Below are 23,815 nucleotides of genomic sequence, written 5' to 3'. Positions count from 1 at the left end.
AATGGCTTAATAACAACCTTAAAACAGCAAAGAAAGGATATATTCCAGACGGAGCTAATCGAAGAGAAAAGCATTTTAATATATTTTCAAACCATCTTTCATTGATTCTTAATATATAATTGCTACCTTTGCAGAGATTATTTCGGAATAAACAGATTCTGCCCTTTTCCCATGCTGATAAGCGGTAGATTGTAAATACTAATCACACAAATGAAACAATTCAGATTGGTGGACAACATCGTAGGATGGGTGGCTTTCTTAGTCGCCGCATTCGTATATTGTTCCACAATTGAGCCAACAGCCAGCTTTTGGGACTGTCCAGAGTTCATTACAACAGGCTATAAGTTAGAGATAGGTCACCCTCCCGGGGCACCGTTCTTCATGCTTACTGCTAATTTATTCTCACACTTTGCGAGTGATCCAACACAAGTTGCAAAGATGGTCAACACGATGAGTGCATTGCTGTCGGCTACTTGTATCATGTTCTTGTTTTGGACTATTACCCATCTTTCACGCCGTCTTATCGTTCGTGATGGTAGTACTCCGTCACTTGCAAAGACTATTGCTATCGAGGGAGCAGGTCTTGTCGGTGCATTGATTTACACCTTCAGTGATACGTTCTGGTTCTCTGCTGTTGAGGGTGAAGTGTATGCTTACTCATCAGCCTTTACTGCTGTTGTCTTCTGGTTGATACTCAAGTGGGAAGATGTTGCAGACCAACCACATTCCGACAGATGGTTGGTATTAATCTTCTATATGACTGGTCTTTCAATCGGTGTACACCTGTTGAACCTCCTTTGTATCCCTGCCATTGTTCTAATTTACTATTATAAAAAGGTGCCAGATGCCAATCTTAAGGGGTCGTTATTCGCTCTTCTCATCTCGGTAATATTAGTTGCTGCCGTCCTCTATGGCGTTGTTCCTGGTATTATCACCGTAGGTGGATGGTTTGAATTGTTCTTTACTAACACCTTGGGCATGCCATTCAACACGGGTACCATTATATATATAGTACTGCTTGTATCCGCTTTTGTGTGGGGCATTTATGAGACTTATCAGGATAAGAGTCAGGCTCGCCAGAACATTGCATTCCTATTGGCTTTTGCCTTAATTGGTATTCCTTTCTATGGTTATGGATGGAGTGCTTTCTTCATCGGAATTGTTGTTTTAGCCATTGTTTTCTTCCTTTTGCGCTGGCGCAGACCAGTTAACAAGGATGGTAAGAATCAACCGGTAATGTTGGTAACTGCACGTGTCAAGAACACAGCTTTACTATGTATGCTGATGCTGATAATCGGTTACTCATCTTATGCCGTAATAGTTATTCGCTCTACAGCTAACCCTCCGATGGATCAGAACTCACCAGAGGATATTTTCACACTGGGTAGTTATCTGAGTCGTGATCAGTATGGTGATCGTCCCCTACTCTACGGTCAGGCTTATTCGAGTCAACCGGCAGTGGCAGAGGATGGTATGCACTATAAATTCAAGGAGGGAGCGCCTGTCTATGAGCGTAAAGAGAAGGCTTCTAAGGATGAGAAAGACTCTTACTTCCTCGTTAGAAACAAGGCTACGCAGGTGTTCCAACAGAACATGTTCTTCCCACGAATGTATGATGACGCTCATGCTGCACAGTATGAACAATGGATGGGAGGCGTTACGGGGCATGATGTTGACGGTGTGAAGATGCCTACACAATGGGAGAATCTAAAGTTCTTCTTCTCTTATCAATGTAATTTCATGTACTGGCGTTACTTCATGTGGAACTTTGCTGGACGTCAAAACGACCTACAAGGCAATGGTGAACCAGAGCATGGTAACTGGATAACAGGTATATCGTTCATCGATAACGCACTCTATGGGGATCAGAGTCAACTGCCAGATGAGCTAAAAGCAAACAAAGGTCACAATGTATTCTATTGTCTTCCATTATTGCTCGGACTACTTGGGTTGTTCTGGCAAGCATGGCGTGGCAAGCGTGGAATACAGCAGTTTTGGGTGGTATTCTTCCTGTTCTTTATGACAGGATTGGCTATTGTCATCTATTTGAATCAGACTCCTAGCCAGCCACGTGAGCGTGATTATGCTTATGCGGGATCATTCTATGCCTACGCAATATGGTGTGGCTTGGGTGTTTTGGCACTCTATGATTGGGCAAGAAAACTGAAGATTGCACCAGTGCTATCGGCATCTGTGATCTCACTTGTTTGTTTGCTCGTGCCAATTCAGATGGCATCACAGACTTGGGATGACCATGATCGTTCTGGTCGTTATACATGTCGTGACTTCGGACAGAACTATTTGATGTCACTTCAAGATAAGGGAGCTCCTATCATCTTCACCAATGGTGATAATGATACTTTCCCACTTTGGTACAATCAAGAGGTTGAAGGTGTAAGGACAGACACACGTGTTTGCAACCTTTCTTACCTACAGACTGACTGGTATATAGACCAGATGCGTCGCCCTGCTTACAACTCTCCGAGTGTGCCAATATCATGGCCACGACTTGATTATGTGAGTGGTACGAATGAGATTATACCTATTCAACCAGAGTTCAAACAGCAGGTTTTGGACTTCTATAAGCAGAATCCAGAGGCTGCAAAGGCTCAGTTTGGTGACGAACCATTCGAGTTAAAGAATATACTAAAGTACTGGGTACGTTCAAAGAACCAAGACACTCACCTCATTCCAACCGATACCATTTACATGACTATCGATAAGGAAGCGGTGAAACGGAGTGGTATGATGCGTCCGGGTGACTCTATTCCTGATCGTATGGTTATCTCTTTGGCAGGGAAGCAGGCATTATATAAGAATGACTTGATGATGCTTGAGATGATTGCTAATTGTAATTGGACTCGCCCACTCTATGTAGCTGTTACCGTAGGAAGTGAGAACTTCATGAATCTCGGTGATAACTTCATTCAAGAGGGATTAGTAAATCGTATCACACCATTCAATACGACACAAGGTGGAAACAATCCATTGGGAATCAATCTACGTAATTTCGATACAGAAAAGACCTATAACGTCATGATGAATCGATTTAAGTGGGGAGGTCTCAATAAGCCTGGTCTCTACATTGACGAGACTGTTGCACGTATGTGTTATACGCATCGTCGTGAGATGGCAGACCTTGCGCTCCACCTTATTGCTAAGGGTGAGAAAGCCAAAGCACTGAAGGTTCTGCAGAAAGTAGAGAAAGAGATACCTTATTATAATGTACCAATAAGTTACATGAGTGGCTCTGGTGACATGGCGCAGGCTTATGCCATGTTGGGACAGAAAGCAAAGGCTCGCCAGTTATATGACGCTCTTTGGAAGACTTCAATGCAGTACGCTAATTACTACATGTCGCTTCCTCCACGTTACTTTGATATGTCTCAAAGCTCATGCAAGATGCACTTTCAAATTATGATGAATCTTGTTAATGCTAATGATCATACTGATAGAGCATGGGCTAACAAGCATGCTCAACAGTTGAACGGGCTTATGAACAGGTTTGCAAGTATAGGAGGTACATGGAAGCAGGGTGAATAATCCAACTTTAAAAGAACCTATGTCTTGATAAAGACGGAATAAATAAAACTGGAGCGTGGTCTACCTTATATGGATGACTACACTCCAGTTTCTTCTTATATCATACTTCATCACTTATTAAAAGCAGCTATAAGTATCAATGTTAATAGAACAACCAGCACGATGGCTACGCCTCTTTTATCCTCACGCATTATGGCGTATGGATAAGAATGACCATTCTGTATACCTTACCTTTGATGATGGTCCCATCCCAGAAGCCACTCCTTTCATCCTTGATGTATTGGATGAATTCGGTGCAAAGGCTATGTTTTTTATGGTGGCAGATAATGTAAGGAAACATCCAGACCTATATAAAGAGGTGATAAGAAGAGGGCATAAAGTGGGAAATCACACCTATCATCACCTCGGATCATTTAGACATTGGACGTTAACTTACGCTGTTGATGTCACAAAAGCTGATAACTTACTTAATACCCCCTACTTCCGCCCACCTCATGGATGGCTTCGACACACTGTTTACTGGTGGGTGAAACAGAATTACAGGGTTGTAATGTGGGATCTTGTCACACGTGATTATTCTAAGTTATTGACTGCAAAAGACGTGGTGGAGAACGTAAAACGATATGCAAGAAATGGTTCTATCATCACCTTTCATGATTCTTTAAAGAGTATAGATAAGCTCCGTACTGCACTTCCAGAGTCACTTCAATGGCTCAAAGAACAGGGTTATGAGTTTAAGACATTCCCCGATAATCCCGAAGAAACAAGATGATTAATATCAACGCAACATGGATAAAGGAAGAAGCAAAGCGTCTCGGATTCTTCACTTGTGGGGTTGCAAAGGCAGAACCTGTCGATGAAGAGGTTGCAAAAGGGTATCGGAAATGGTTAGAGAATGGTGAGGAAGCAACCATGGCATATATGTCGAATTATTTAGAGAAGCGTCTCGATCCTTGTAAACTGGTTCCTTGTGTGCGAAGTATAGTATCTCTTGCCCTCAATTATGCCCCTTCTCAACACCTACCTAAAGGTGAATATCAGTTTGCAGCATACGCTCTTGGACAGGATTACCATGACTTGATGAAGGTAAAGATGCGGGAGTTGGCTAATAAGATAATGGAATCAGAACCTTATCCTAATGCTTTTCAAGAAAACAAGGAAGGACAAGAGGAGGAATTAGAGATACGTTGCTTCTGTGATACAGCACCTGTTCTTGAACGTTATTGGGCACAGAAAGCAGGCTTAGGATGGGTTGGGCGGAATCATCAACTTATCATTCCTCATGCTGGTTCGATGTTCTTTCTCGGGGAGATATTCCTTCCTTTCGACGTTGATAAATATGACGAACCTATGGAAAGTAGGTGCGGTAACTGTCATAGATGTATAGATGCTTGCCCTACAAAAGCCATCATTCCGAATGAAGACTTTCATACAGATAGATGCTTATCGTACCAACTGATTGAGAATAGAGGGGACTTGTCAGAGGATGCAAAGGCAGCTATGGGCGACACAATCTATGGTTGCGACAGATGTCAAACAGCCTGTCCTTGGAATCGTTTTGCCACTCCTAACACCGAACCAAGTCTACAACCGAAGTCCGAACTACTCTCAATGAGTAAGGAAGCATGGCACAATCTCTCTATTGAAGATTATCGACGATTATTTAAAGGGTCAGCTGTTAAGCGTGTAAAGTTCGAAGGTTTGAAACGAAATATAGCTGCAACACAGCATAAAGAGAACGAGTAACATTTGTTACCAAGGCTTTCTATGGCATTATAATTGCTTGTTAGGAGATAGAAAACAATTATAAACAATTTAATTATAAGGATATGGCAAAACTAGAGAAAGGTACTATCTTTTCAGCAAACAAGGTAATTGATTACGCTGACGGTGGTGTAATTAGCAAGGAATTAGTACATAGCAACGCAGGAAGTGTGACACTCTTCAGCTTCGATGCAGGTCAGGGTTTATCAGAACACTCCGCACCTTTTGATGCTCTCATACAGGTGATTGAAGGTAAGATGGAGCTAACAGTCGAAGGCACAAAGCACGTTATTAGTGCAGGTGAAAGCTTCATCATCCCTAACAATGCCCATCATTCAGTAAATGCAGCAGAGCGTTTCAAGATGATAATTACAATGATTAGAGGTTAAAAAATACTTTTACGAGACAAAGGTAAAAGTCTCATAAACAAATTTCCGAGGTATCATAGAGTCCTAATAACATCTATGATATCTCGAGAAATTATATCTTACCAAACTTCAAACTACTTATATCTTACTTTATAATTGCTTGATAATCTTTGTCAAAGGGGCGAGGATGACGACCAATGAGGACTGTATTAAGCAGACAATTAGCCACTAACTCCTCATCCGTTAGGTCTACTTTCGGCTCTTTCTTCACTTCCTTGCCTAATAACACATCCCATGGACCATTGAAATCATGGTCGTCAGCACCAAAGAACATCTCATTTGTATCGGGATCTTCCATCAGTTGATACCGGATCTGCTTCTTTGATAACACAGGATTAATGCTTAATAACAAGTCGTATGCATTACGGAACTCATTCCGCAAATGCCGCCCTTTAGGAAACATAAGACCTATGTGTGGATAAATCTCATCAAACTCGTAGGCTTGAAACAACTCTTTAAGTTTCATAATATATTGCTGTTTAATTATCAGAACTAATCTTTTATTCGTCAGAAGATTATCCTTACTAATCAAGAGAATAAGAGATTGTGCCTGCAAAGATACATTATTTTTTTGATACGTTTGCATGTTAGAACATTAATTCGTATATTTGCGGCATATTACTAACCCCGAGTTCGTCTAGAAAAACACGGACTCCTTTAAAACTTTTGATACACATGAGAAGAGATCAAGAAATTTTCGACCTCATTGAGATGGAACATAAGCGACAGCTGAAAGGCATGGAGCTGATTGCATCTGAGAATTTTGTTAGCGATGAAGTAATGCAGGCTATGGGTTCTTACCTCACTAACAAGTACGCAGAGGGTTATCCCGGCAAACGCTATTATGGTGGATGTCAAGTGGTTGACCAAGTTGAGACACTTGCTATTGAGCGTGTTAAACAACTCTTCGGAGCAGAGTATGCCAATGTTCAGCCACACTCTGGCGCACAAGCAAACCAAGCTGTTTTGCTCGCAGTACTAAAACCTGGTGATACATTTATGGGGCTCGACCTTGACCAAGGAGGGCACCTCTCTCATGGTAGTGAGGTGAATACATCTGGAATCCTTTATCACCACGTTGGTTACACACTGAATCGTGAGACGGGAAGAGTGGATTATGATGAGATGGAAAGGCTCGCTCTCGAACATAAACCAAAGCTAATTATTGGTGGAGGATCAGCTTATAGCCGTGAATGGGACTATAAGCGTATGCGCGAAATAGCTGACAAAGTAGGTGCATTATTGATGATTGACATGGCACATCCTGCTGGTCTCATTGCTGCAGGATTGTTGGATAACCCAGTAAAGTATGCTCATATTGTTACAACAACAACCCATAAGACACTTCGTGGACCACGTGGTGGTGTCATTCTAATGGGTAAAGACTTTGAGAATCCATGGGGACTTACTACAAAGAAAGGCGTTGTAAAACCAATGTCAATGCTCTTCAACTCTGCAGTATTCCCTGGTAACCAAGGCGGACCATTAGAGCATGTCATAGCAGCAAAGGCTGTTGGCTTCGGTGAGAACCTTCTTCCAAGTTGGAAGGAATATGCAATGCAGGTAAAGAAAAACGCTTCTGTTCTTGCACAAGCACTCGTTGATAAGGGCTTCAGCATTGTTAGTGGTGGTACGGATAACCATTCTATGTTGCTCGATCTACGTCAGAAATATCCAGACCTTACTGGAAAGGTGGCAGAGACGGCGCTTGTTGCTGCTGATATCACAGCCAATAAGAATAAGGTACCATACGATGAGCGTTCAGCATTCCAGACAAGTGGTTTGCGTCTCGGAACAGCAGCTATGACAACACGTGGATGTAAGGAAGACATGATGTTGCTCACTGCAGAACTCATTGATGAGGTTCTTGCTGATCCAGAAAACGAACAGGTAATCAAGAGAGTACGTGAGAAAGTAAACGAGACAATGGCTGCTTATCCTCTCTTTGCTTACTAATAGTAAGGCTTACTAGCATTTAAAAGATTACAAGAAGGGAGCTATTAAAAGTAAGGATATAATGATTTATGTCCAACGGATGGCAATCCATTAGTATTAGCGAAGCTATATAACTAAATAAGATTGAATAATCCATACTTTTAATATCGCCCCCTTTTTGTATATGATAATCTTATTACGTTCTTTAAAGTTACACACTAAAAGAAAACAATCACCTTAATTGATACCTTACATACTTCGCCCTTTGAATCTCATCACTACAGAGTATATTATATCTGTCAGGGATATACAATGCACCATCAAGTATTATGAATGGTTCAGGAACATCCCGCTCTATCCTATAGACCAATCCCTTTTTATTATCCGTCAACTTTATAAAGGCTAACCAGGGTCCCGTTATTGTAGCTACATCTTCTAACGAATACCTCAAACTATCTATAGAATCAACTACAAGGAGCGCTCCCGTTGAAGGGTCGCAAGGCTTAATTGATGACAAGCGAAGCCTTACTTCCTTTGGTAATTCTTGATAGGAAAGTTCTTTACTTGGTAGCGATGATACTTTATAGTCATAAGAGCTACAACCACAAAGAACTAACAAAACATTCAAAAGAAAATATTTCATTGCAATGAAGTTATCTTTACCTAATCATTATGCAAGCATACATCACTCATAGAATGTATACTTAATAAGAACGTACAAACTTACATAAAATAATTGAGCATAGCATAAATTACAAAAGAAAAACATAATCTTTCTAACCCACAAATACCTTAATTTAGTTTTAATTATAGTTGCTGTCACTTTTAACACTTCGCATAACAAGCTGTAAACCAGAATATTATAACATCAAACTGAATGACAGGAGTGACAGCAAAATTGGTTTTCATTTTATCAGATCAATCTCTCATCATTTCATCTCCATCATTTCTACGCTTTCATTGGAGGCTGCGCACCACATGTGTCTACCATCGACACTTACCAAGGAAACGCCTAAAAGCATAAAAGAACTCTATGAACAAGGTTAAAAGAAAGAAATGTCTCAAATTATTTGGTACGCTCAGAAAAACTTAGTACCTTTGCAACCGCAATTAACAAGAGCAATGGAGATCCGCTAGCTCAGCTGGTAGAGCACAACACTTTTAATGTTGGGGTCATGGGTTCGAGCCCCATGCGGGTCACTAAGCACTAAAAAGAGGATTTCAGAAATGAAGTCCTCTTTTCCGTTTATACACGGCACTTGTTAGCTAAATGGCGCATTTAGAGGAAGTTATGCTAAATGTTGAACCTACGGCTAACAGGACATAACGGGAATTAAAAAGCCCTGTCGGGAACGAAATGTGTTACCAAATGTGTTACCACCCCCAAAAAATGTGTTACCACTTGCACATTCAGACCCCAAAATCACTCCTTTAGCCGATTTAATAAGTTAAACTATGCTAAAAGAGAACGTAACAGTTATTTTTGACAGAAAGAAACAAGCGGCTAAACGTGGCTCCGGCAAAGTAGAATTACGCATCTACCTTGGCAGAACAGAGCGTAAGTACATTTCTTTAGGCGATGTTCCTGTTGGAAAATGGGAAAAGTTTGCTTCCTCACCACAGGTAAAAGCCGAGCGAAGAAAATGTGAACAGATTGTCGGAGCTATGGAGTTACTGGGCAATGAGATGACGATTGCCACCTTCGATGCTTATTATTATGGTGAAGAAGAACAGCCATCATTCATCTCCGCCCCAAAGAAGGTTGTTACTGCAAAGCCCAAGACAAAAGTTCAACCTTCCATCAACTTCATAGAATATATGAAGGAGCATATCGAGACTGAAGATATTAGTGAGGGGACTCGAAAACATAAGCAATGCACGCTGAACGCATTGAAGAGATTTGGCAAGATTCAAAAGCTTACAGATCTTACGAGTAATAATTTGGTGGCTTTTGATGAATGGCTACACGACGGTACGCGATCAGATGTTGGAATACATACCTATCACAAACATCTGAAGAAGTATTCCCACCTATTATATATTGAGGGTAAGATTGGAGTTGATCCATATACTCAAGTAAAATTCAAGCGTGGAGAGTGCAAGGAAAGAGAACCACTGACAGAGGCTGAGCTGCAAAAGTTGAGAAAGATTAAGTTGGACGATAAATTAGACAAGGTTCGCGACCTGTTCGTCTTTTCTGCATACACCGGGCTTGCCTATTGTGATGTGCAGGCCTTCGACTTTGAGAAAATGACTGAACAGCAGGGAAAGTTGTATTACATAGATGGAAGCCGCATCAAGACAACATCGAAGTTTTTCACCCCTATCCTGGGACCAGCCATGGAAGTGCTAAAAAAGTACAAGTTCGTTCTTCCTAAAATCTCCAATCAGAAAGCAAACGATTTTCTTCACCTCATTGAGGCTGCCCTGAAGTTGAACAAGCCGTTGACTTTCCATATAGCCAGACATTCATTTGCAACGCTGGCGCTCGCCCACGACATACCCATAGAGAATGTTTCGCGCATGCTCGGACATAAAAACATCCGAACGACGCAAATCTACGCAAAGGTGCTAAAGACTACGATTGAGCGGCACGCCGAGAATCTTCAGCGAGCAATCAGATGATTTGATGACACACCACATAGAGCCATACCTCCAACTCCGAGGCATGGCTTTATGTTTTACGCTCCATCAGGTAGTTCACCAAATATGCGATGCCACCAAAGAGCATCCACAAGACATACAAAAAGCCCTGTATCACCCAACCTATCAGTTGGAAGATAGCCCTGAATATGATATATACAAACAGAAATACTTGCATCTGAAACATTATTAGCCATACCAAAGATACGAAAAATATCTGAAAAAAGCAAATAATACAGCATCTAAAACACTGGCTATCAGCATGTATTTCACGGTTTAATATTCTCGTATTATCCCTATTTAGCAACTTCGTTTCTTTGCTAATTCGTAAAGAAACGGTCTTGTGACTTAGTTTTTTCCCTATATCGCTAAATCGGGATTTCATTATCCCGATTTCACGAAAACGCTTTTATCGAAAAAGATGCACAGGAACACGGCGGCTCGTCATTTCTTGCTAACTTTATGTCAGAGAGGCAGGAGGCGGGACTACATTTCCCTTACGGAGTTTGGGTAGCAAGTTGTACTTTTGTGCGGACAAAAGTGACTTGCCAACTCTGTCAAGTTGGGGATTATTCTTCGCAACTCAGAATAAAAATGGAAGAATATGGAACGGAAAACGAAAAGACTCTGGATAAGGATTTCTGCACAGGATGCCGAGCTGATTAAACAGAAGGCTACTAACTACAAAACGGTAAGTAGCATGATTTGGGATGCTATCAAGCAATTTGACGACACGGGAACAAAGCGGAAGATAGCCGCACTCAACGAGATGACAGCCTTCTACAAGAAGTATCAGCAGGACTTGGCATGGATGGGCGGTAACTTCAATCAGGTGGTCAAGCGAGCCAACGAACTGGCGATAGCCAATGAGCTGACACTTCCCTATTTTGAGAAAGTGCTTTATCCTCAAATCATGGAGCTACAAAAGCTCTTAACAGCGATAAAACAGGAACAGCATCAGATAGCCAAACGATTAACACGATAAAGCGAAAAGCCGTAATCGGTAAATACCGATTTATCAATCACATCTTTTCACGAACACACAAGAAAACGATGATAGCAACCATATTACCCTCCAGCACGACATTCCATGCCGTTGAGTACAACGAGCGAAAAGTTGCCAAAGGCCAGGCTGTGCTTCTTGAAATGAAGAACTTCGGTTATGTGGGAGCCGCTGATAGCTATACTCCCGAACAGCTGCAACAATACCTGATTGACTATTCGGCAAGAAACGAGCATATCCGCAAGGCGCAGTTTCATGTTGCCATCTCCTGCCGAGGACATGAATATTCCCAGGAGCAGCTTCTGGATATTGCCCACCAGTATCTTCATGAAATGGGCTATGATGATGAAGGGCAACCGCTTCTTATCTATGCGCACAATGACACCGACAATAATCACCTGCACATCATCACCAGTCGGGTGAATCCCAACGGGCAGAAGATAGACCATAACCATGAGCGCATCCGATCGCAGGAGGCTATCAACAAGATCGTCGGCGAAGATGAAGAACTGCGTGCCGACCTATTCTTGAAGGAAGCCCTCGGTTACAAGTTCAATTCTCTCTCTCAATTCAAAGCTATCATGGAGGCATCCGGCTATGAATGTTTCGAGCGTGACGGCAACCTCGAAATAGCACGCGGCGGTCGTGTACGCACCAAGATTACTAAGGATGACTTGATAGCAGGGTTTTCAACCATTGATGAAAAGGAATCCTACAAACGTCGTAGGCAGTTGGGGGCTATAATAAAGAAGTACCGTAACATGGTTTCCAGCCGTGGCGAGTTGTCAAACATCATGCAAAAGAAGTTTGGTGTATCGCTCGTCTTCTTCGGTTCAAAGGACAAGCCATACGGCTACATGATTGTGGATCATCACAAACAGGCGGTGTATAAAGGTGGCAGTGTGCTCTCCATCAAACAGCTGCAACACTTCATGAGCGAAGAGGAACGTATCAATAAGGTGGAACTCTATGTAGATGCCATGCTGGAGGATAATCCCCGGATGATTGCCTACGAACTCAATAGAATGTTGTGGCGACAGTACGGTACCCGCATTGCCAAGGGGCGTTTCAAATTACTTGGTGGCGGGGAGGTTGCCCTGAGCGATAACGTGCAAAAGGTATTGAAGTTCAACTTCATGCTGCGCCGTGTCCAGGCATTTTTCCCTACCAACGAGACCGAGCGTGACATTCTCTGCCATATCTGGAAGATTGAGAATCCCCACCTTATTTATATAGAGCCACACAGCAAGCCCAATAATGGCTTTGCCGTAGAAATGCTGAACAATCTGGCAGCATCAACTGAGAAGCAAGACTTGGAGGTGGCATTAAAAGAGAATCACCTCGCCATTTTCAAGCAAGGTGACCAATATTATTGTGTCGATTTCACACACAGGTGCATCTTCAATTTAGTTTCAGAAGGCATCGACTTCAAAGCACTCCTTCCGGCTCTGCAAGAACTTCGACCTATGGCAGCTCGAAGAACCCATCCTTCTAACGGTCTCCTCAATAACGTCCTTTCGCACCAAACCTCGGCATCCGACCGCAATGCCGAATGGGAAGTGGGTAGCAACGGTGGATATGAGGTAGATGGAGAGTGGAAGCTGAAAAGATAGTCGTTTTTACCACTCCACCTTCAAGTCCTTAAACATAACAGACTCCTTGTTCTCTCCATTGAGAACATCGAAGCGCAACAGTTTGATTTCCTTAACCTTATCTATATCCACATCGTTGAAGATGATACGACCATTGGTTGGGGTATCTTTGAATACCCTGACCATAACATCGTTGCCTACGGTAAGATGCTCTGTCTTTTGTCGTTCTCCATACAGATCTACATAGGAGGCTTCGTAGCCGGAAACTATCATATCTACCATTTCACTTGTGGTGGACATCTGAAAAATTGCCGTGATAGATTTCTCCGCCTTATTACCCTTCAGTGAGATTAGTTTGTAGGTAATGCCGTTGCTACCCTGCATCGTTGTGATGGCCTTGCCAAAGTCCATCGCTTTACGCAAATTGACATTCAACTGTTCTACCTCACTCACACGTTGAGAGAGTCCATTCAACTGTTGCTGCTGTGCTTCTATCTTTTGTTTTAACTCTGTAATCTGGCTTTCAATGGTTTGCTGCGCCATCGCTGAAGCCGACAACATCAAGGTACATACGACAACTAATAGTTTTTTCATAGACAGAAAAATTATGATAATGATTTTTATTTCCAATGACAAAGATACGACAATCTTCGTATATTCTCCTTTGACTGCACCAAAAACTATCCGTACATTTTCACCACTTGCGGATCTCTAACCGTTAAATAGTCTTAATCTTTATTCTTCGTCTGATTTTTGGTCAATCCCCACACATCGCTTTCCCTAATCTTACATCTTATTACATTTACACAAAGGGACATTAACCATCTATAAATGAGGATATTCTGGGATGAAAGACCATTTGCAAGTATAAAGCGGAAACACTATCTTTGCCAATGATTTCACGATTTAACATCTTCTTCATTTACCTACTTCTTAAGATGCTTATTTCACGAAATAACGCTACTGGGGCCCAACTCCATTTGATAACCGGCCTTCCAAAAAGGAGTTTGTTATTATCTCACAACTAATAACAAACTCGACAATGAGAGACAACATCATGATAACCTTTGCCAATCAGAAGGGCGGTGTCGGAAAGACCACGCTCTGCACGATGTTCGCCGATTACCTGGCAGCAAAGGGAGAGAGCGTGCTCGTTGTAGACTTCGATCGTCAGCAGACTATCTATTCCAAACGGCAGGAAGACCTTGGGAAATATGAAGGTGTGCGACTGCCTTATACCGTGCAGACATTCGACATCAAAGACACCAACAACGTGAGAGAGTTCCTGACGAATCTGCGTAACGGCTATAAAGGCTTCGTACTGATGGACACTCCCGGCAATCTGTCGCAACAGGGACTGGTGCCCATCTTCGCCCTGAGCCATTACATCGTTTGTCCCTATCAGTTCGAGGCGACCTCCATCAGTTCTACCGCCACTTTCATCGGCTTTATCGCCAAGCTACAGCACATGCTGCCCATCATGAAGAGCCGGTTCATCTTCGTTGTGAACAAATGGGACAAGCGGTATGGCCGGAAGGCGGAACTGGAGCTGTGGGATAAGACGGAGGAAAGGCTGCGCCACTTCGGACTGGTTGCGCCACGCATTGAGGTCAAGGCAGATATGCAACGCTACAACACCATTGAACTGATGGGACCGCAAAACGACATCGTGTCGCCTACCTTCGACTTTATGTATCAACAGATCATCGAACCTAAAGAGCTGACAAAATGAAAACAACCATTCCACATTCACAGACTACGCCTACCAACGACCTACTCAACCTGCCCGACATAGACGGTGTTTTTAATGAGGTGAAAGGACAATCAGCCCCAGAGCCTTCGCAAACCACGCTAAAGGCAGCACCGACTGACATCCGTCAGACGAATGGCAGTTGGCAGCTCTTTCAGCAATATGCCCAGCAGTACGGCTACCGTGTCAAGAAGTACGACCGCAAGAACTACGAGATAGACAACGAGGTGGTGGATTTGCTGAAGCTGTGCAATATCAACAACATGTCGGTTACCGACATCATCAACGCTGCCCTCCGTGCCTTCATCGGCACCAACAGCGGCTACCTCAAAGAGTTTCTACGCAGTAACGATTATATTGTCAATAACCTTCAAGATCATGTATAGGCAAAGTATTATCTGGACCGCACCAATGGTGGATTTCCTTATCAACCACTACAAGGAGATGAGCAATACCGCTTTAGCAGGGCATTTGGGCATTTCTCTGAGCTGCTTACGCCGAAAGCTGCATGAGTTGGGCTTGCGTAAACACCCTGTCACCAAGGCGATGACGGTAGTAGAGACCGTCTGTCGGCTATACAGCAGCCATTCCCATAGTGAGATTGCCCGGCTTACAGGCATTTCCACCCGGACAGTTTCACGTATCGTGAAAAAGTATCATCTTGGCAGGACGGCGGATGAAGCCCGGCAGATATGGTCGCGCAGCAGAAAGAGCATCATCAAACGGGAGAAGGCCCGCGTGTTGTTCGGATTGCCACAAAAGACAAACATCAAGGTGGTGGGCAACAAGAAACGGGTGGTCTTGAAGAGCATCTTGAAATCGTGCGGCTATCTTGTCATCCCTGGGCACAACACCTTATATTATAATGAGCAGTTGAAGCGCCGCCCAATACGTGAGAGCAATGGACAGAGAATGGGATTGACCTTTCAACCAATGAGTGCCTATCTTGCCGCATCAGCTCAATGTTCATCATTCATCTAAAGACTATTGCTTATGAATTTTCAAATATTCCTCGGTTTTATCGTGGTTTGCTACCTTTGCTATTACTTCGGCACGGTGGCCTACGACCTGTTGACAGGCAGAAAACGTACTGCCAGCGAAGACGACAAGGTGCAGGAGGAAGCCATCGACATTTCTGATGAAGTAAGGGAATTTACCCCCGTGCTTATCACTCGTCCCATCGTCAAGAAGCAAAAGGCGGCTGCTATGAAGCGGAAGCAGACGGCAGAACTTCTAATGACCGGCGGCATTGAAGTAAACGACCTGCTGGTCAAGGTGGAAGATCTGTCGAAAGAAGGAGAGAACAGCGAGCTGGGCGACTTGCTTGCCGAATGGAAGGAGTTTGATCCCGAAAGAGAGGGCATTTCTTTATAATAACATATCGACCTTTATCTTTAACATTTCAGACGTAGCACTTTAACTTGTTTCACTTACGGCTTTAACATGGAATTGAATTTGAAATTTAATCCATTCGATTATGTCGCAATTAAGAGAACAAGCAGTAAAATGCGTAAAACGTGCTTGGAGCTTTGCGAAGCGTCAGTCTTTGAAATTAGCAGTGTGCGCATGTATGTTCACCCTGAGTACAGGAACAGCGTTGGCCAACAGCAAGGGTGCGGGCGGCTTCTCCAAGGCCACCACGGAGATATCTTCGTATCAGACCCCAGTGTCCAACCTGATGAAGGCCATTGCAGCCGTCATCGTGCTCGTAGGCGCGTTCAATGTGTATTTCAAGATGCAGAACGGCGACCAGGACGTGAAGAAGACCATCATGCTCACCATCGGTGGCTGTGTGGCTTTCATCGCCATGTCGGAGGCACTTCCGCTCTTCTTCAAGTAATCAACCGGTGGGAGCCGGACCATTTGACCATGCGTCTGGCTCCTGCCAAATTTCAAAGTTCTATGGAAGATTTCTATCCTATATACAAGGGCATACAGAAACCGTTGGAGTTCATGGGTATCAGAGGCCGCTTCCTGACCTTTGCCGCCGTTGCCATCGGTGTGTCCTTCCTCGGCTTCTTTCTCTTTTCCATCATCTTGGGTAAACTGGCGGGCTTCATCGCCATGATTGTCCTTGCCCTTGTCGGACTGGCTACCATCTACATCCGGCAGCGCAATGGGCTTCACGCCAAACATCGGGATAAGGGTATCTACATCTATCATGGAATCTTCAAACACTAACGGTTATGGCACAGAAAAGAAAACCATTCGATAAACTCTTTGCCCAGTTGCAGGACATCAGGGATAAGGACGGGAAAGTGCTTAACACGGTGCTGTGGTCTCAAAAAGGCAATCCATCAGTCTTTTTTGAGATAGAGAATCCTGTGCAACAGTATTGTACAGATGCCGACCTGTATCGGCTCTTTCAGGACGTACTGACCAACATCGTCAAGACACTCGGCGAGGGCTATGCCCTGCAGAAACAGGACATTTTCTGCAAACAGGAGTATCACCATGAGGCAGAAGGCGAACAGGAGTTTTTGACCGAAAGCTATTTCAACTATTTCGAGGGACGGCCTTATACCGATATTCGCACCTTCCTCATCATTACCCAGGAGTGTACGCACAATGCCTTCGTGAAATACGATGCTAAACGATGGGAGGACTTCCATGTGAAGGTGGCGAAGGTAGCCGACATCCTGCAAGAGAAAGGTATCACCCATCGCAAGCTGAATAAGCAGGAGATAGAAGAATATCTCCACCGCTTCATGGCATTCCAGTTCAAGCAGGGGCCGTTTTCCATGACCAACTTCAAGTGCTCAGATGAGAACCTGAAGATTGGTGACAGGACGGTAAAATCCTTCCCATTGGTCGATATAGATGAAATCAACATGCCCAACTTCGTGCGACCGTTCCTCTCTGTCAATATCAATGGTACTTACATTGCCACCGACCTCTTCTCCTTCCTGACGGAGATTCCTTATACCGATTGCGTCATCTACAATCAGGTCATCCAGATACCTACTCAACGCAAACTCATGCGGAAGCTGCAAGGCAAGGCAAAACGTCACGGCTCCATGCCCGACCCGTCCAACCGCATCGCTAAGGAAGATATAGAACGGCTACTGGACACGTTGGCCGTGGATAGCAAACTGATGGTCTATACCAACTTTAATATCCTCGTCGGTTGTCCGCACGATAAAATTACCCCGGTCACCTCCTTCATCGAGACAAAACTCTACGACTGTGCCATCATGCCATCCCGCTCAGCCTATAACCAGTTGGAACTCTTCACATGTAGCTTTCCAGGCAACGGCTATGCCTTCAATCCTGACTACGACCTTTTCCTCACTTTATCGGACGCGGCCCTTTGCCTTTGCTTCAAGGAGCATCTGAAACACTCGGAGGAGACTCCACTCAAAACCTACTATACGGACCGGCAGGGGCTGCCTGTGGCAATAGACATTACCGGCAAGGAAGGTGCACACAAGTACACCGACAATGCTAATTTCTTCTGTATTGGTCCCAGTGGCAGCGGCAAGAGCTTCCACATGAATAGCGTCGTGCGCCAGCTTCTGGAGCAGAACACGGATGTGGTGATGGTTGATACTGGCGACAGCTACGAGGGCATATGCAGCTACTTCGGTGGTACCTATATTACCTATTCCAAGGAGCATCCTATCTCCATGAATCCATTCAAGATTACCAAGACGGAGTACCGACAGAACTTCGGGGAGAAGAAGAACTTCCTCAAATCCCTCATCTTCCTGATCTTCAAGGGTAGCGAGATGCCCTCCAAGATTGAGGATGCCATCATCAATCAGGTCATTGTGGAGTATTACGATGCCTACTTTCATCCTTTCCGTGGCTTTTCTTCCGAAGAAAAGGACAGACTGCGCCACCGACTTTTGCTGGAGGATAAGAAGAACGGCGAGTATGAGAAGTATGGTGAGAAGGTGGAGCATCGCTATTATCAGGACTTTGAGGAACATCAGAGCGACATTTCCACAAAGGACTATGCAGAGGGTAAGGACGACATCTTTTCAGAAGCAGAGGTGCGGCATCAGGTCAAGGCAAAGCGTCAGGTGGAGAAACTACATGCCTTGGTCAATGACAAAGCTGCGACCGAAGGCGAAAAGGTGGTGGCCAACCGTCAGCTTATGCGCATCATGGCGGAGGTGATCAAGGGCAGCTATCTCATGCGCATCGAACAGAAGATAGAGAAGATGGAACAGCGCAGACGGAAGATGACCGTCAGGAAACTGTCCTTCAATACCTTTTATGAATATGCCTTAGAACGCATTCCGCAGCTGATGACGGAGAAGAAGATTGCCTTTGACATGGACAACTTCGCTGCCATCCTCGAACAGTTCTACCGTGGCGGTGAACTGGAGAGTACTTTGAACAACGACTTGGAGCAGTCACTTTTTGATGAGCGGTTCATTGTCTTTGAGATAGACAAGATCAAGGACGACCCAGTGCTGTTCCCTATCGTGGTGCTCATCATCATGGATGTGTTTCTCCAAAAGATGCGTATCAAGAAAGGGCGCAAGGCTCTCATCATCGAAGAGGCATGGAAAGCGATAGCCTCGCCTACGATGGCAGAATACATCAAATATCTGTATAAGACGGTGCGTAAGTTCCATGGCATCGCCGGTGTGGTGACACAGGAGCTGAACGATGTGATTGACTCGCCCATTGTCAAGGAGGCAATCATCAACAATAGTGATGTGAAAATCCTGCTCGACCAGGCCAAGTTCAAGGACAGATACGATGAAATAGCGGGCATCCTCGGACTGACAGCGGTGCAGCGACAGCAGATTTTCACCATCAATGCGCTTAACAACCACGAGGGGCGTAACTACTTCAAGGAGGTGTGGATATGCCGTGGGCAGGTATCTGACGTGTACGGCGTAGAGGAACCACCAGCATGTTACTGGGCCTATACTACGGAACGGGCAGAAAAGGAAGCCCTCAAAATCTACACAAGACATTATGGTGGCAACATCCAGCGTGCCATCACGGAGATAGAGAAAGACCGCAGACAGGCAGGGGTAAGCAAATATCTCGACTTCGCGCGGCAGGTTAATGAACATCAAAACATTATGGGCTTATGGAAAAGTCAAGGTTAATTCTCGTTCTGGCGATGCTCCTTGCCTCGCTGAATATTCAAGCTGGCTGGCGTGTGGTAATCGACAGGAAAACCACAGCTGCCGTCTTGTCCAATGCAACCTCGCAGAAACTCATAGAGGATAAGCACAATGGGCGTTTGGATTCCATCAAGTCCAAGCAGGAGAAATTGATGAAATACACCGCTACGATGGCAAGCATCAAGGAACTTTACCAGCTCTCCATGCAGAACATTACAGGCTTTGGGGAGGAAAGCAAATATTATGGCGAAATCGTTTTGCTCACAGCTGGTATCTTCAAGGATGTGCCCATCGTGCTGAAACAACTCGGCAAGTCGCCGGGCAAAAACTATGTGGTATGCCTCAATGAGATGACCAACCTCGTGTCCGAAACGGAGGGATTGGTACACGACTTTGTGGATATTGTGAACAATGGCAAAGTGCGCAATCCCTTAGGTACAGCAAAAGAGGACGGCAAGGACGACGGATATAACCTGCTCAACCGCTATGAACGGCTGACGATGGCCAACAAAATCTACAGTCGTCTGCTTGAAATTCACTATAAACTGGAGGTTATGGTGATGATGTGCCAGTTCGGTAACAGCTGGGGAGATGTGCTCATGGCCATTGACGTGGAGTCGTGGGCTGCCTATATCACGGTCCGGAACTCCGTTGACGGACTGATTGACAACTGGAACGGCTTGGGTGTCTAAAGGAGTTTGAGCCTATGAAAAGAGCATGGAATATAAAAAGGTATGGGCTGTTGTTATGGTGCTTCATGGTAACAGCTCCCATCTTTGCCGATGTAATCCCCACGCCGAGGGATCCGGCAACCATTGAAGCCCTCATCAGTCTGCATAAACTCATCAAAGGTGAAGAAGATAAGGCATTGGCAAAGGTAACAACGAGTTTTGGCGAGCAGAGCATTATTACAAAAGGTGCCACCAAGTTCAACAATGTCAGGACGACTTTGGACAGTAAATTGAATAATGGCTATTCCTACGTCATCTTGGCCGGTGCGTTGGGTTCGACGGCCAACAGTATGTACCGCCTGATACAGGAGTATTCTCAGTTTACACGCTCCACCTTCCAATACACGTTCAAGAAACCGATGGTGGCATGGTATTATACCGAAGCGAACATGGCGTGTGCAAGGGAAATCAAGAACATCAAAACTCTTTATGCCACGCTTACAGCCAGTGGCATAAATGTAATGAAGGCCTCAATGGACGAGAGACTGCACCTTATCATGGAATTGAGAACTTCCATTGAGAACATGAGGGGAATTATTGACAGTGCCAATGTATGGTGCAGCCTTATTACCGTTGGTGGCTTTAGATATGACTACATCTGGGACATTCTCAACAGTGAGGTGACGGATAAGATAGCAGAGGGTGTAATCAATAAATGGAACAGCGTATGAGCAAGTATCTATTCGTCATTGTCGGGATGCTTTATTCCCTAACAGCTTCAGCACAGTATTTTACCTACGACGACCAGAAAGAAAAACAGTGGAAGTCGATGGAAAACGGACCATGGGACTTTTCCCCGGCATGGTATTATTACCTACTGCATAAGAAGTATAGTGGCGGTGAGACTTATTGGCAATGGAGATTCCTCAAATCCGGCTGGAGAGTACGGTTCAAGGAGAGTAAATCCAACGTGAAGCGAATTATGCCCACCCGTATCACCACCGAAGAGACGCAACGGCAGAAGGTGAAGAAAGCCGAAGAGGAACCCATGAAGATAGAAGATCTCTACAAAGAAGAAGTTGCTCGTGCAGCTGACAGGAATGTCGATTTGGTTTATTCTTCGTTCAAGGCCGACTTTGACCGTATGCAGCAATCCATTGCCGACGGACTGCTCTTCTGTATGCAGCGAAGCAAGGGCAAACTGAAATATCAGGTCGATGAACTGACACGGCAGAATGAAATGATTTGCCAGGACATCGCCTACATCCATCGGACAGGTGCAGGGTATGAACTTGAAAACGCCAAGCGGCAGAAAGCCTACCAGCAATACAAGAAACAGATGGAGGAGATGGTCAGCCGGGTGGCGCACCTTGTCGGCATGGCGCAGAACTATTACAAACGATAACATTATGATTTAAGAATATGGTTACAGACATCTTATTGAATATCACAAGTCAGCTGCTCACGATGGGATTGCCTTCCATCGACGAGAGCCTGGACAAGCTGTTAGTGGCGATGGAGACCTTCCCGAAGTCGGCGGTACTAGGCGACACCGTGGGCTATGCCCGTGTCATCGGCTTGTGCCTCGCCCTTTGTGTGGGTTCCTACGAGTGCTGGATGATGATGCTGGGGCGCAGGGCGATGGACGTGATGAAACTTCTCCGCATTATTGGTTTTTCTATCTGTATCACTTATAGCTCATGGATTTGTCAGGAACTGGCCCGGCCGGGCAAGGCATTGGAGGCGACCACCAAACAGATGGCAAGCAGCAAGAACAAGGAGGTGGCAGCTTTGGAGCTAAAAGTGGCGCAAAAGCAGTCGGACTACCTCAAACGGCTCCGACAGGTGCAGGACAGCATCGAGACGGCGAAGCAGGTACAGGAGATTGGCGAGGATGCTCATTGGTGGGACAAGCTCATCTACAACATGGAGAACTTGGGCTCGACCATCAACAATTATGCACAAAGGGCTACGGTAGCCGCAGAAACAAAAGTGTCGGAATGGATCAACGACGTGATACGCTTCATCGGGGAGTTGATCTTCCAGATGTCCTATTATGGCATTTTGGTGGCCCAGCGTATCTTCATGACGATACTGGCGACCTTTGCTCCTATCATGTTTGCCCTGTCCATCGTACCGCCATGGAGCAGTGCGTGGTCGCAATGGATTAGCAAGTACCTTTCCTTGTCGCTATGGGGTTTCGTCACCTATATGTGCCTATACTACATCGACTTTATCCTGATGTATAACCTCGGAGAAGACCTAACCGCTTACGGTAGGCTTTTGCAAGGTCAGGTGAACTCCTGGGGGCAGATTGGCGCACTGGGTATTCAAGGAATTGGCTCAAACTGTATGTATGCCATGGGTATGCTCGTGGGTGCCTACATCATTCGCTTTGTTCCAGAGGTGGCTTCATGGCTGATACCGGGTGGCGTGAGTTCGAGTGCGGGCAGTGCCGCAGGTGGTGTCGTGGCCGGTGCCGTTGGCGGAGCTGTGGGCAGTGCCGCTTCTACAGGAGTGGGCATCGCTTCGGTTGTTACGCCAGTGGCAGGCTCGGCGGTATCCGGGGCTGCTCATCTCGGAGCGGCAGGTGTGGCCGGAGCCGTGAGTGGCGCAAGTGGCTATTCCGATGGCGGCGCGGCTACTTTGGCTGGAGCCATGGGCGGTGCTGCTTCAGGTATGGCGAAAGAGGCCAAGCACATGTTCACCGAAAGCTCTGCCGGCAAGGCAGCATCGAAGATGGGCAGTTCCATGAGTGATTCTTACAACAGAGGAAAATAAACTAAAACGACAGGATATGTTAATACAGAGTTTAGAACAGAAAACAAGGCTCGCGCTGACGACCGTACTGCTGACCATCATCGGCAGTACGGTGATCTGTGCCTGCTGCATCTTCTACTGTGCCAAGTTGGTAACGGAAGAGCGTAATCAGATTTATGTCCTCGACGGCGACATCCCTTTCCTCGCTGAAAGGAGCAAGCAGGAGGCAAACTTCGTGATGGAGGCTAAGGCGCACATTCAGCTCTTCCATCAGTACTTCTTCAACTTGCCGCCCGACGATGACTATATCAAGTGGACGCTGGCCAAGGCAATGTATATGGCAGACGGTACGGCACTGAAGCAGAAACAGGCGATGGAGGAAAATGGTTTTTACTCGGACATTGTCTCTTCTTCGGCCGTGTGCATGATCATCTGCGACTCCATCCAACTGGACGAGCAGTCGAGGAAGTTCAAATATTATGGTACGCAGATTATCAAACGCCGTTCAAGGGACATGAAACGCTCCCTCGTCACGGTGGGCAGTATCGAGAATGTGCCCCGTACAAGGAACAATCCGCATGGTCTGCTGATTACCAACTGGAGAACGCTGGAGAATAAGGATTTAGACTACTAAGG

24 protein-coding genes and 1 tRNA gene are annotated in these 23,815 nt (G+C 45.1%); 21 read left to right on the top strand and 4 right to left on the bottom strand.

Annotation, left to right across the window (positions count from 1 at the left end):
- The first annotated feature begins 210 nt into the window (after positions 1–210).
- The 4 genes from J5A55_RS11600 (at position 211) to J5A55_RS11585 (ending at position 5,696) form a co-directional block, all read left to right on the top strand.
- The gene (locus tag J5A55_RS11600; RefSeq protein ID WP_004382144.1) at positions 211–3,543 is read left to right on the top strand and encodes a DUF2723 domain-containing protein; all 3,333 of its coding nucleotides are present in this window, start codon (positions 211–213) and stop codon (positions 3,541–3,543) included.
- A 139-nt stretch (positions 3,544–3,682) separates the two neighbouring features.
- On the top strand, positions 3,683–4,315 hold the full coding sequence (locus tag J5A55_RS11595) for a polysaccharide deacetylase family protein (RefSeq protein ID WP_004382145.1): 633 nt from the start codon (positions 3,683–3,685) through the stop codon (positions 4,313–4,315).
- Positions 4,312–5,289 (top strand): tRNA epoxyqueuosine(34) reductase QueG, encoded by a 978-nt coding sequence (gene queG / locus J5A55_RS11590; protein ID WP_004382146.1) that lies wholly within the window; start codon positions 4,312–4,314, stop codon positions 5,287–5,289. Before J5A55_RS11595 ends, queG begins: the two co-directional genes overlap by 4 nt.
- 83 nt (positions 5,290–5,372) lie before the next feature.
- A complete protein-coding gene (locus tag J5A55_RS11585) occupies positions 5,373–5,696 on the top strand; it encodes a cupin domain-containing protein (protein WP_004382147.1) in 324 nt (107 codons plus the stop codon).
- Positions 5,697–5,820: 124 nt separating this feature from the next.
- Here J5A55_RS11585 and J5A55_RS11580 read toward each other — a convergent pair whose 3' ends face one another.
- Entirely contained in the window at positions 5,821–6,201 is a 381-nt protein-coding gene (locus tag J5A55_RS11580; protein ID WP_039851073.1) for a hypothetical protein, read from the bottom strand.
- A gap of 209 nt (positions 6,202–6,410) precedes the next feature.
- Here J5A55_RS11580 and glyA point away from each other — a divergent pair, with 209 nt between their 5' ends.
- Positions 6,411–7,691: a serine hydroxymethyltransferase gene (gene glyA, locus J5A55_RS11575; RefSeq protein ID WP_004382149.1), complete on the top strand. Its 1,281-nt coding sequence runs from the start codon at positions 6,411–6,413 to the stop codon at positions 7,689–7,691.
- 211 nt (positions 7,692–7,902) lie between these two features.
- Here glyA and J5A55_RS11570 read toward each other — a convergent pair whose 3' ends face one another.
- Positions 7,903–8,313 (bottom strand): hypothetical protein, encoded by a 411-nt coding sequence (locus tag J5A55_RS11570; RefSeq protein ID WP_004382150.1) that lies wholly within the window; start codon positions 8,311–8,313, stop codon positions 7,903–7,905.
- A gap of 484 nt (positions 8,314–8,797) precedes the next feature.
- On the opposite strand from J5A55_RS11570, the gene J5A55_RS11565 reads away from it, so the two are divergent.
- Positions 8,798–8,870 (top strand) — tRNA-Lys (locus tag J5A55_RS11565).
- A 255-nt stretch (positions 8,871–9,125) separates the two neighbouring features.
- The gene (locus J5A55_RS11560) at positions 9,126–10,295 is read left to right on the top strand and encodes a site-specific integrase (protein WP_004382152.1); all 1,170 of its coding nucleotides are present in this window, start codon (positions 9,126–9,128) and stop codon (positions 10,293–10,295) included.
- A gap of 56 nt (positions 10,296–10,351) precedes the next feature.
- Here J5A55_RS11560 and J5A55_RS11555 read toward each other — a convergent pair whose 3' ends face one another.
- Complete coding sequence (locus tag J5A55_RS11555) at positions 10,352–10,510, bottom strand: hypothetical protein (RefSeq protein WP_199879816.1); 159 nt, start codon at positions 10,508–10,510, stop codon at positions 10,352–10,354.
- A gap of 407 nt (positions 10,511–10,917) precedes the next feature.
- On the opposite strand from J5A55_RS11555, the gene J5A55_RS11550 reads away from it, so the two are divergent.
- Complete coding sequence (locus tag J5A55_RS11550; RefSeq protein ID WP_004382154.1) at positions 10,918–11,298, top strand: hypothetical protein; 381 nt, start codon at positions 10,918–10,920, stop codon at positions 11,296–11,298.
- A 68-nt stretch (positions 11,299–11,366) separates the two neighbouring features.
- Positions 11,367–12,929, top strand: a complete 1,563-nt coding sequence (locus J5A55_RS11545; RefSeq protein ID WP_004382155.1) for a relaxase/mobilization nuclease domain-containing protein — start codon at positions 11,367–11,369, stop codon at positions 12,927–12,929.
- Between the two features lie 6 nt (positions 12,930–12,935).
- On the opposite strand, the gene J5A55_RS11540 is transcribed toward J5A55_RS11545, so the two are convergent.
- Positions 12,936–13,502, bottom strand: a complete 567-nt coding sequence (locus J5A55_RS11540; RefSeq protein ID WP_004382156.1) for a hypothetical protein — start codon at positions 13,500–13,502, stop codon at positions 12,936–12,938.
- Positions 13,503–13,950: 448 nt separating this feature from the next.
- On the opposite strand from J5A55_RS11540, the gene J5A55_RS11535 reads away from it, so the two are divergent.
- The 12 genes from J5A55_RS11535 (at position 13,951) to traK (ending at position 23,813) form a co-directional block, all read left to right on the top strand.
- Positions 13,951–14,640 (top strand): ParA family protein, encoded by a 690-nt coding sequence (locus J5A55_RS11535; RefSeq protein WP_004382157.1) that lies wholly within the window; start codon positions 13,951–13,953, stop codon positions 14,638–14,640.
- Positions 14,637–15,044 carry a hypothetical protein gene (locus J5A55_RS11530; RefSeq protein ID WP_004382158.1) on the top strand — a complete coding sequence of 136 codons (408 nt, stop codon included), beginning with the start codon at positions 14,637–14,639 and terminating at the stop codon, positions 15,042–15,044. The genes J5A55_RS11535 and J5A55_RS11530 overlap by 4 nt, the downstream gene beginning before the upstream one ends.
- Complete coding sequence (locus J5A55_RS11525) at positions 15,037–15,639, top strand: helix-turn-helix domain-containing protein (RefSeq protein ID WP_004382159.1); 603 nt, start codon at positions 15,037–15,039, stop codon at positions 15,637–15,639. Before J5A55_RS11530 ends, J5A55_RS11525 begins: the two co-directional genes overlap by 8 nt.
- Positions 15,640–15,651: 12 nt before the next feature.
- A complete protein-coding gene (locus tag J5A55_RS11520; RefSeq protein ID WP_004382160.1) occupies positions 15,652–16,032 on the top strand; it encodes a hypothetical protein in 381 nt (126 codons plus the stop codon).
- 103 nt (positions 16,033–16,135) lie between these two features.
- Positions 16,136–16,498 (top strand): DUF4134 domain-containing protein, encoded by a 363-nt coding sequence (locus J5A55_RS11515; RefSeq protein WP_039850887.1) that lies wholly within the window; start codon positions 16,136–16,138, stop codon positions 16,496–16,498.
- 62 nt (positions 16,499–16,560) lie between these two features.
- On the top strand, positions 16,561–16,839 hold the full coding sequence (locus J5A55_RS11510; protein ID WP_039851074.1) for a DUF4133 domain-containing protein: 279 nt from the start codon (positions 16,561–16,563) through the stop codon (positions 16,837–16,839).
- A 5-nt stretch (positions 16,840–16,844) separates the two neighbouring features.
- Positions 16,845–19,730 carry a TraG family conjugative transposon ATPase gene (locus J5A55_RS11505; protein WP_004382162.1) on the top strand — a complete coding sequence of 962 codons (2,886 nt, stop codon included), beginning with the start codon at positions 16,845–16,847 and terminating at the stop codon, positions 19,728–19,730.
- Positions 19,712–20,440: a hypothetical protein gene (locus tag J5A55_RS11500; protein WP_004382164.1), complete on the top strand. Its 729-nt coding sequence runs from the start codon at positions 19,712–19,714 to the stop codon at positions 20,438–20,440. Before J5A55_RS11505 ends, J5A55_RS11500 begins: the two co-directional genes overlap by 19 nt.
- Positions 20,441–20,454: 14 nt before the next feature.
- Complete coding sequence (locus tag J5A55_RS11495; protein WP_004377175.1) at positions 20,455–21,150, top strand: hypothetical protein; 696 nt, start codon at positions 20,455–20,457, stop codon at positions 21,148–21,150.
- Positions 21,147–21,824 (top strand): DUF5045 domain-containing protein, encoded by a 678-nt coding sequence (locus J5A55_RS11490; RefSeq protein WP_004382166.1) that lies wholly within the window; start codon positions 21,147–21,149, stop codon positions 21,822–21,824. The genes J5A55_RS11495 and J5A55_RS11490 overlap by 4 nt, the downstream gene beginning before the upstream one ends.
- A 17-nt stretch (positions 21,825–21,841) precedes the next feature.
- A complete protein-coding gene (locus J5A55_RS11485; protein WP_004382168.1) occupies positions 21,842–23,200 on the top strand; it encodes a TraJ family protein in 1,359 nt (452 codons plus the stop codon).
- A gap of 16 nt (positions 23,201–23,216) precedes the next feature.
- A complete protein-coding gene (gene traK / locus J5A55_RS11480; protein ID WP_039850888.1) occupies positions 23,217–23,813 on the top strand; it encodes a conjugative transposon protein TraK in 597 nt (198 codons plus the stop codon).
- Positions 23,814–23,815: the final 2 nt, after the last annotated feature.

The organism is Prevotella veroralis, assembly GCF_018127765.1.
Classification (GTDB): Bacteria; Bacteroidota; Bacteroidia; order Bacteroidales; family Bacteroidaceae; genus Prevotella; species Prevotella veroralis.
The sequence above is the reverse complement of the archived record's forward strand: the minus strand, read 5'-3'. Positions and strand labels throughout refer to the sequence as shown.

Bases quoted from the DNA above. Each gene is read 5' to 3' on its own strand.
- J5A55_RS11600 (WP_004382144.1), top strand. From the start codon at position 211: ATGAAACAATTCAGATTGGTGGACAACATCGTAGGATGGGTGGCTTTC.
- J5A55_RS11595 (WP_004382145.1), top strand. From the start codon at position 3,683: ATGTTAATAGAACAACCAGCACGATGGCTACGCCTCTTTTATCCTCAC.
- queG (WP_004382146.1), top strand. From the start codon at position 4,312: ATGATTAATATCAACGCAACATGGATAAAGGAAGAAGCAAAGCGTCTC.
- J5A55_RS11585 (WP_004382147.1), top strand. From the start codon at position 5,373: ATGGCAAAACTAGAGAAAGGTACTATCTTTTCAGCAAACAAGGTAATT.
- J5A55_RS11580 (WP_039851073.1), bottom strand. From the start codon at position 6,201: ATGAAACTTAAAGAGTTGTTTCAAGCCTACGAGTTTGATGAGATTTAT.
- glyA (WP_004382149.1), top strand. From the start codon at position 6,411: ATGAGAAGAGATCAAGAAATTTTCGACCTCATTGAGATGGAACATAAG.
- J5A55_RS11570 (WP_004382150.1), bottom strand. From the start codon at position 8,313: ATGAAATATTTTCTTTTGAATGTTTTGTTAGTTCTTTGTGGTTGTAGC.
- J5A55_RS11560 (WP_004382152.1), top strand. From the start codon at position 9,126: ATGCTAAAAGAGAACGTAACAGTTATTTTTGACAGAAAGAAACAAGCG.
- J5A55_RS11555 (WP_199879816.1), bottom strand. From the start codon at position 10,510: ATGGCTAATAATGTTTCAGATGCAAGTATTTCTGTTTGTATATATCAT.
- J5A55_RS11550 (WP_004382154.1), top strand. From the start codon at position 10,918: ATGGAACGGAAAACGAAAAGACTCTGGATAAGGATTTCTGCACAGGAT.
- J5A55_RS11545 (WP_004382155.1), top strand. From the start codon at position 11,367: ATGATAGCAACCATATTACCCTCCAGCACGACATTCCATGCCGTTGAG.
- J5A55_RS11540 (WP_004382156.1), bottom strand. From the start codon at position 13,502: ATGAAAAAACTATTAGTTGTCGTATGTACCTTGATGTTGTCGGCTTCA.
- J5A55_RS11535 (WP_004382157.1), top strand. From the start codon at position 13,951: ATGAGAGACAACATCATGATAACCTTTGCCAATCAGAAGGGCGGTGTC.
- J5A55_RS11530 (WP_004382158.1), top strand. From the start codon at position 14,637: ATGAAAACAACCATTCCACATTCACAGACTACGCCTACCAACGACCTA.
- J5A55_RS11525 (WP_004382159.1), top strand. From the start codon at position 15,037: ATGTATAGGCAAAGTATTATCTGGACCGCACCAATGGTGGATTTCCTT.
- J5A55_RS11520 (WP_004382160.1), top strand. From the start codon at position 15,652: ATGAATTTTCAAATATTCCTCGGTTTTATCGTGGTTTGCTACCTTTGC.
- J5A55_RS11515 (WP_039850887.1), top strand. From the start codon at position 16,136: ATGTCGCAATTAAGAGAACAAGCAGTAAAATGCGTAAAACGTGCTTGG.
- J5A55_RS11510 (WP_039851074.1), top strand. From the start codon at position 16,561: ATGGAAGATTTCTATCCTATATACAAGGGCATACAGAAACCGTTGGAG.
- J5A55_RS11505 (WP_004382162.1), top strand. From the start codon at position 16,845: ATGGCACAGAAAAGAAAACCATTCGATAAACTCTTTGCCCAGTTGCAG.
- J5A55_RS11500 (WP_004382164.1), top strand. From the start codon at position 19,712: ATGGAAAAGTCAAGGTTAATTCTCGTTCTGGCGATGCTCCTTGCCTCG.
- J5A55_RS11495 (WP_004377175.1), top strand. From the start codon at position 20,455: ATGAAAAGAGCATGGAATATAAAAAGGTATGGGCTGTTGTTATGGTGC.
- J5A55_RS11490 (WP_004382166.1), top strand. From the start codon at position 21,147: ATGAGCAAGTATCTATTCGTCATTGTCGGGATGCTTTATTCCCTAACA.
- J5A55_RS11485 (WP_004382168.1), top strand. From the start codon at position 21,842: ATGGTTACAGACATCTTATTGAATATCACAAGTCAGCTGCTCACGATG.
- traK (WP_039850888.1), top strand. From the start codon at position 23,217: ATGTTAATACAGAGTTTAGAACAGAAAACAAGGCTCGCGCTGACGACC.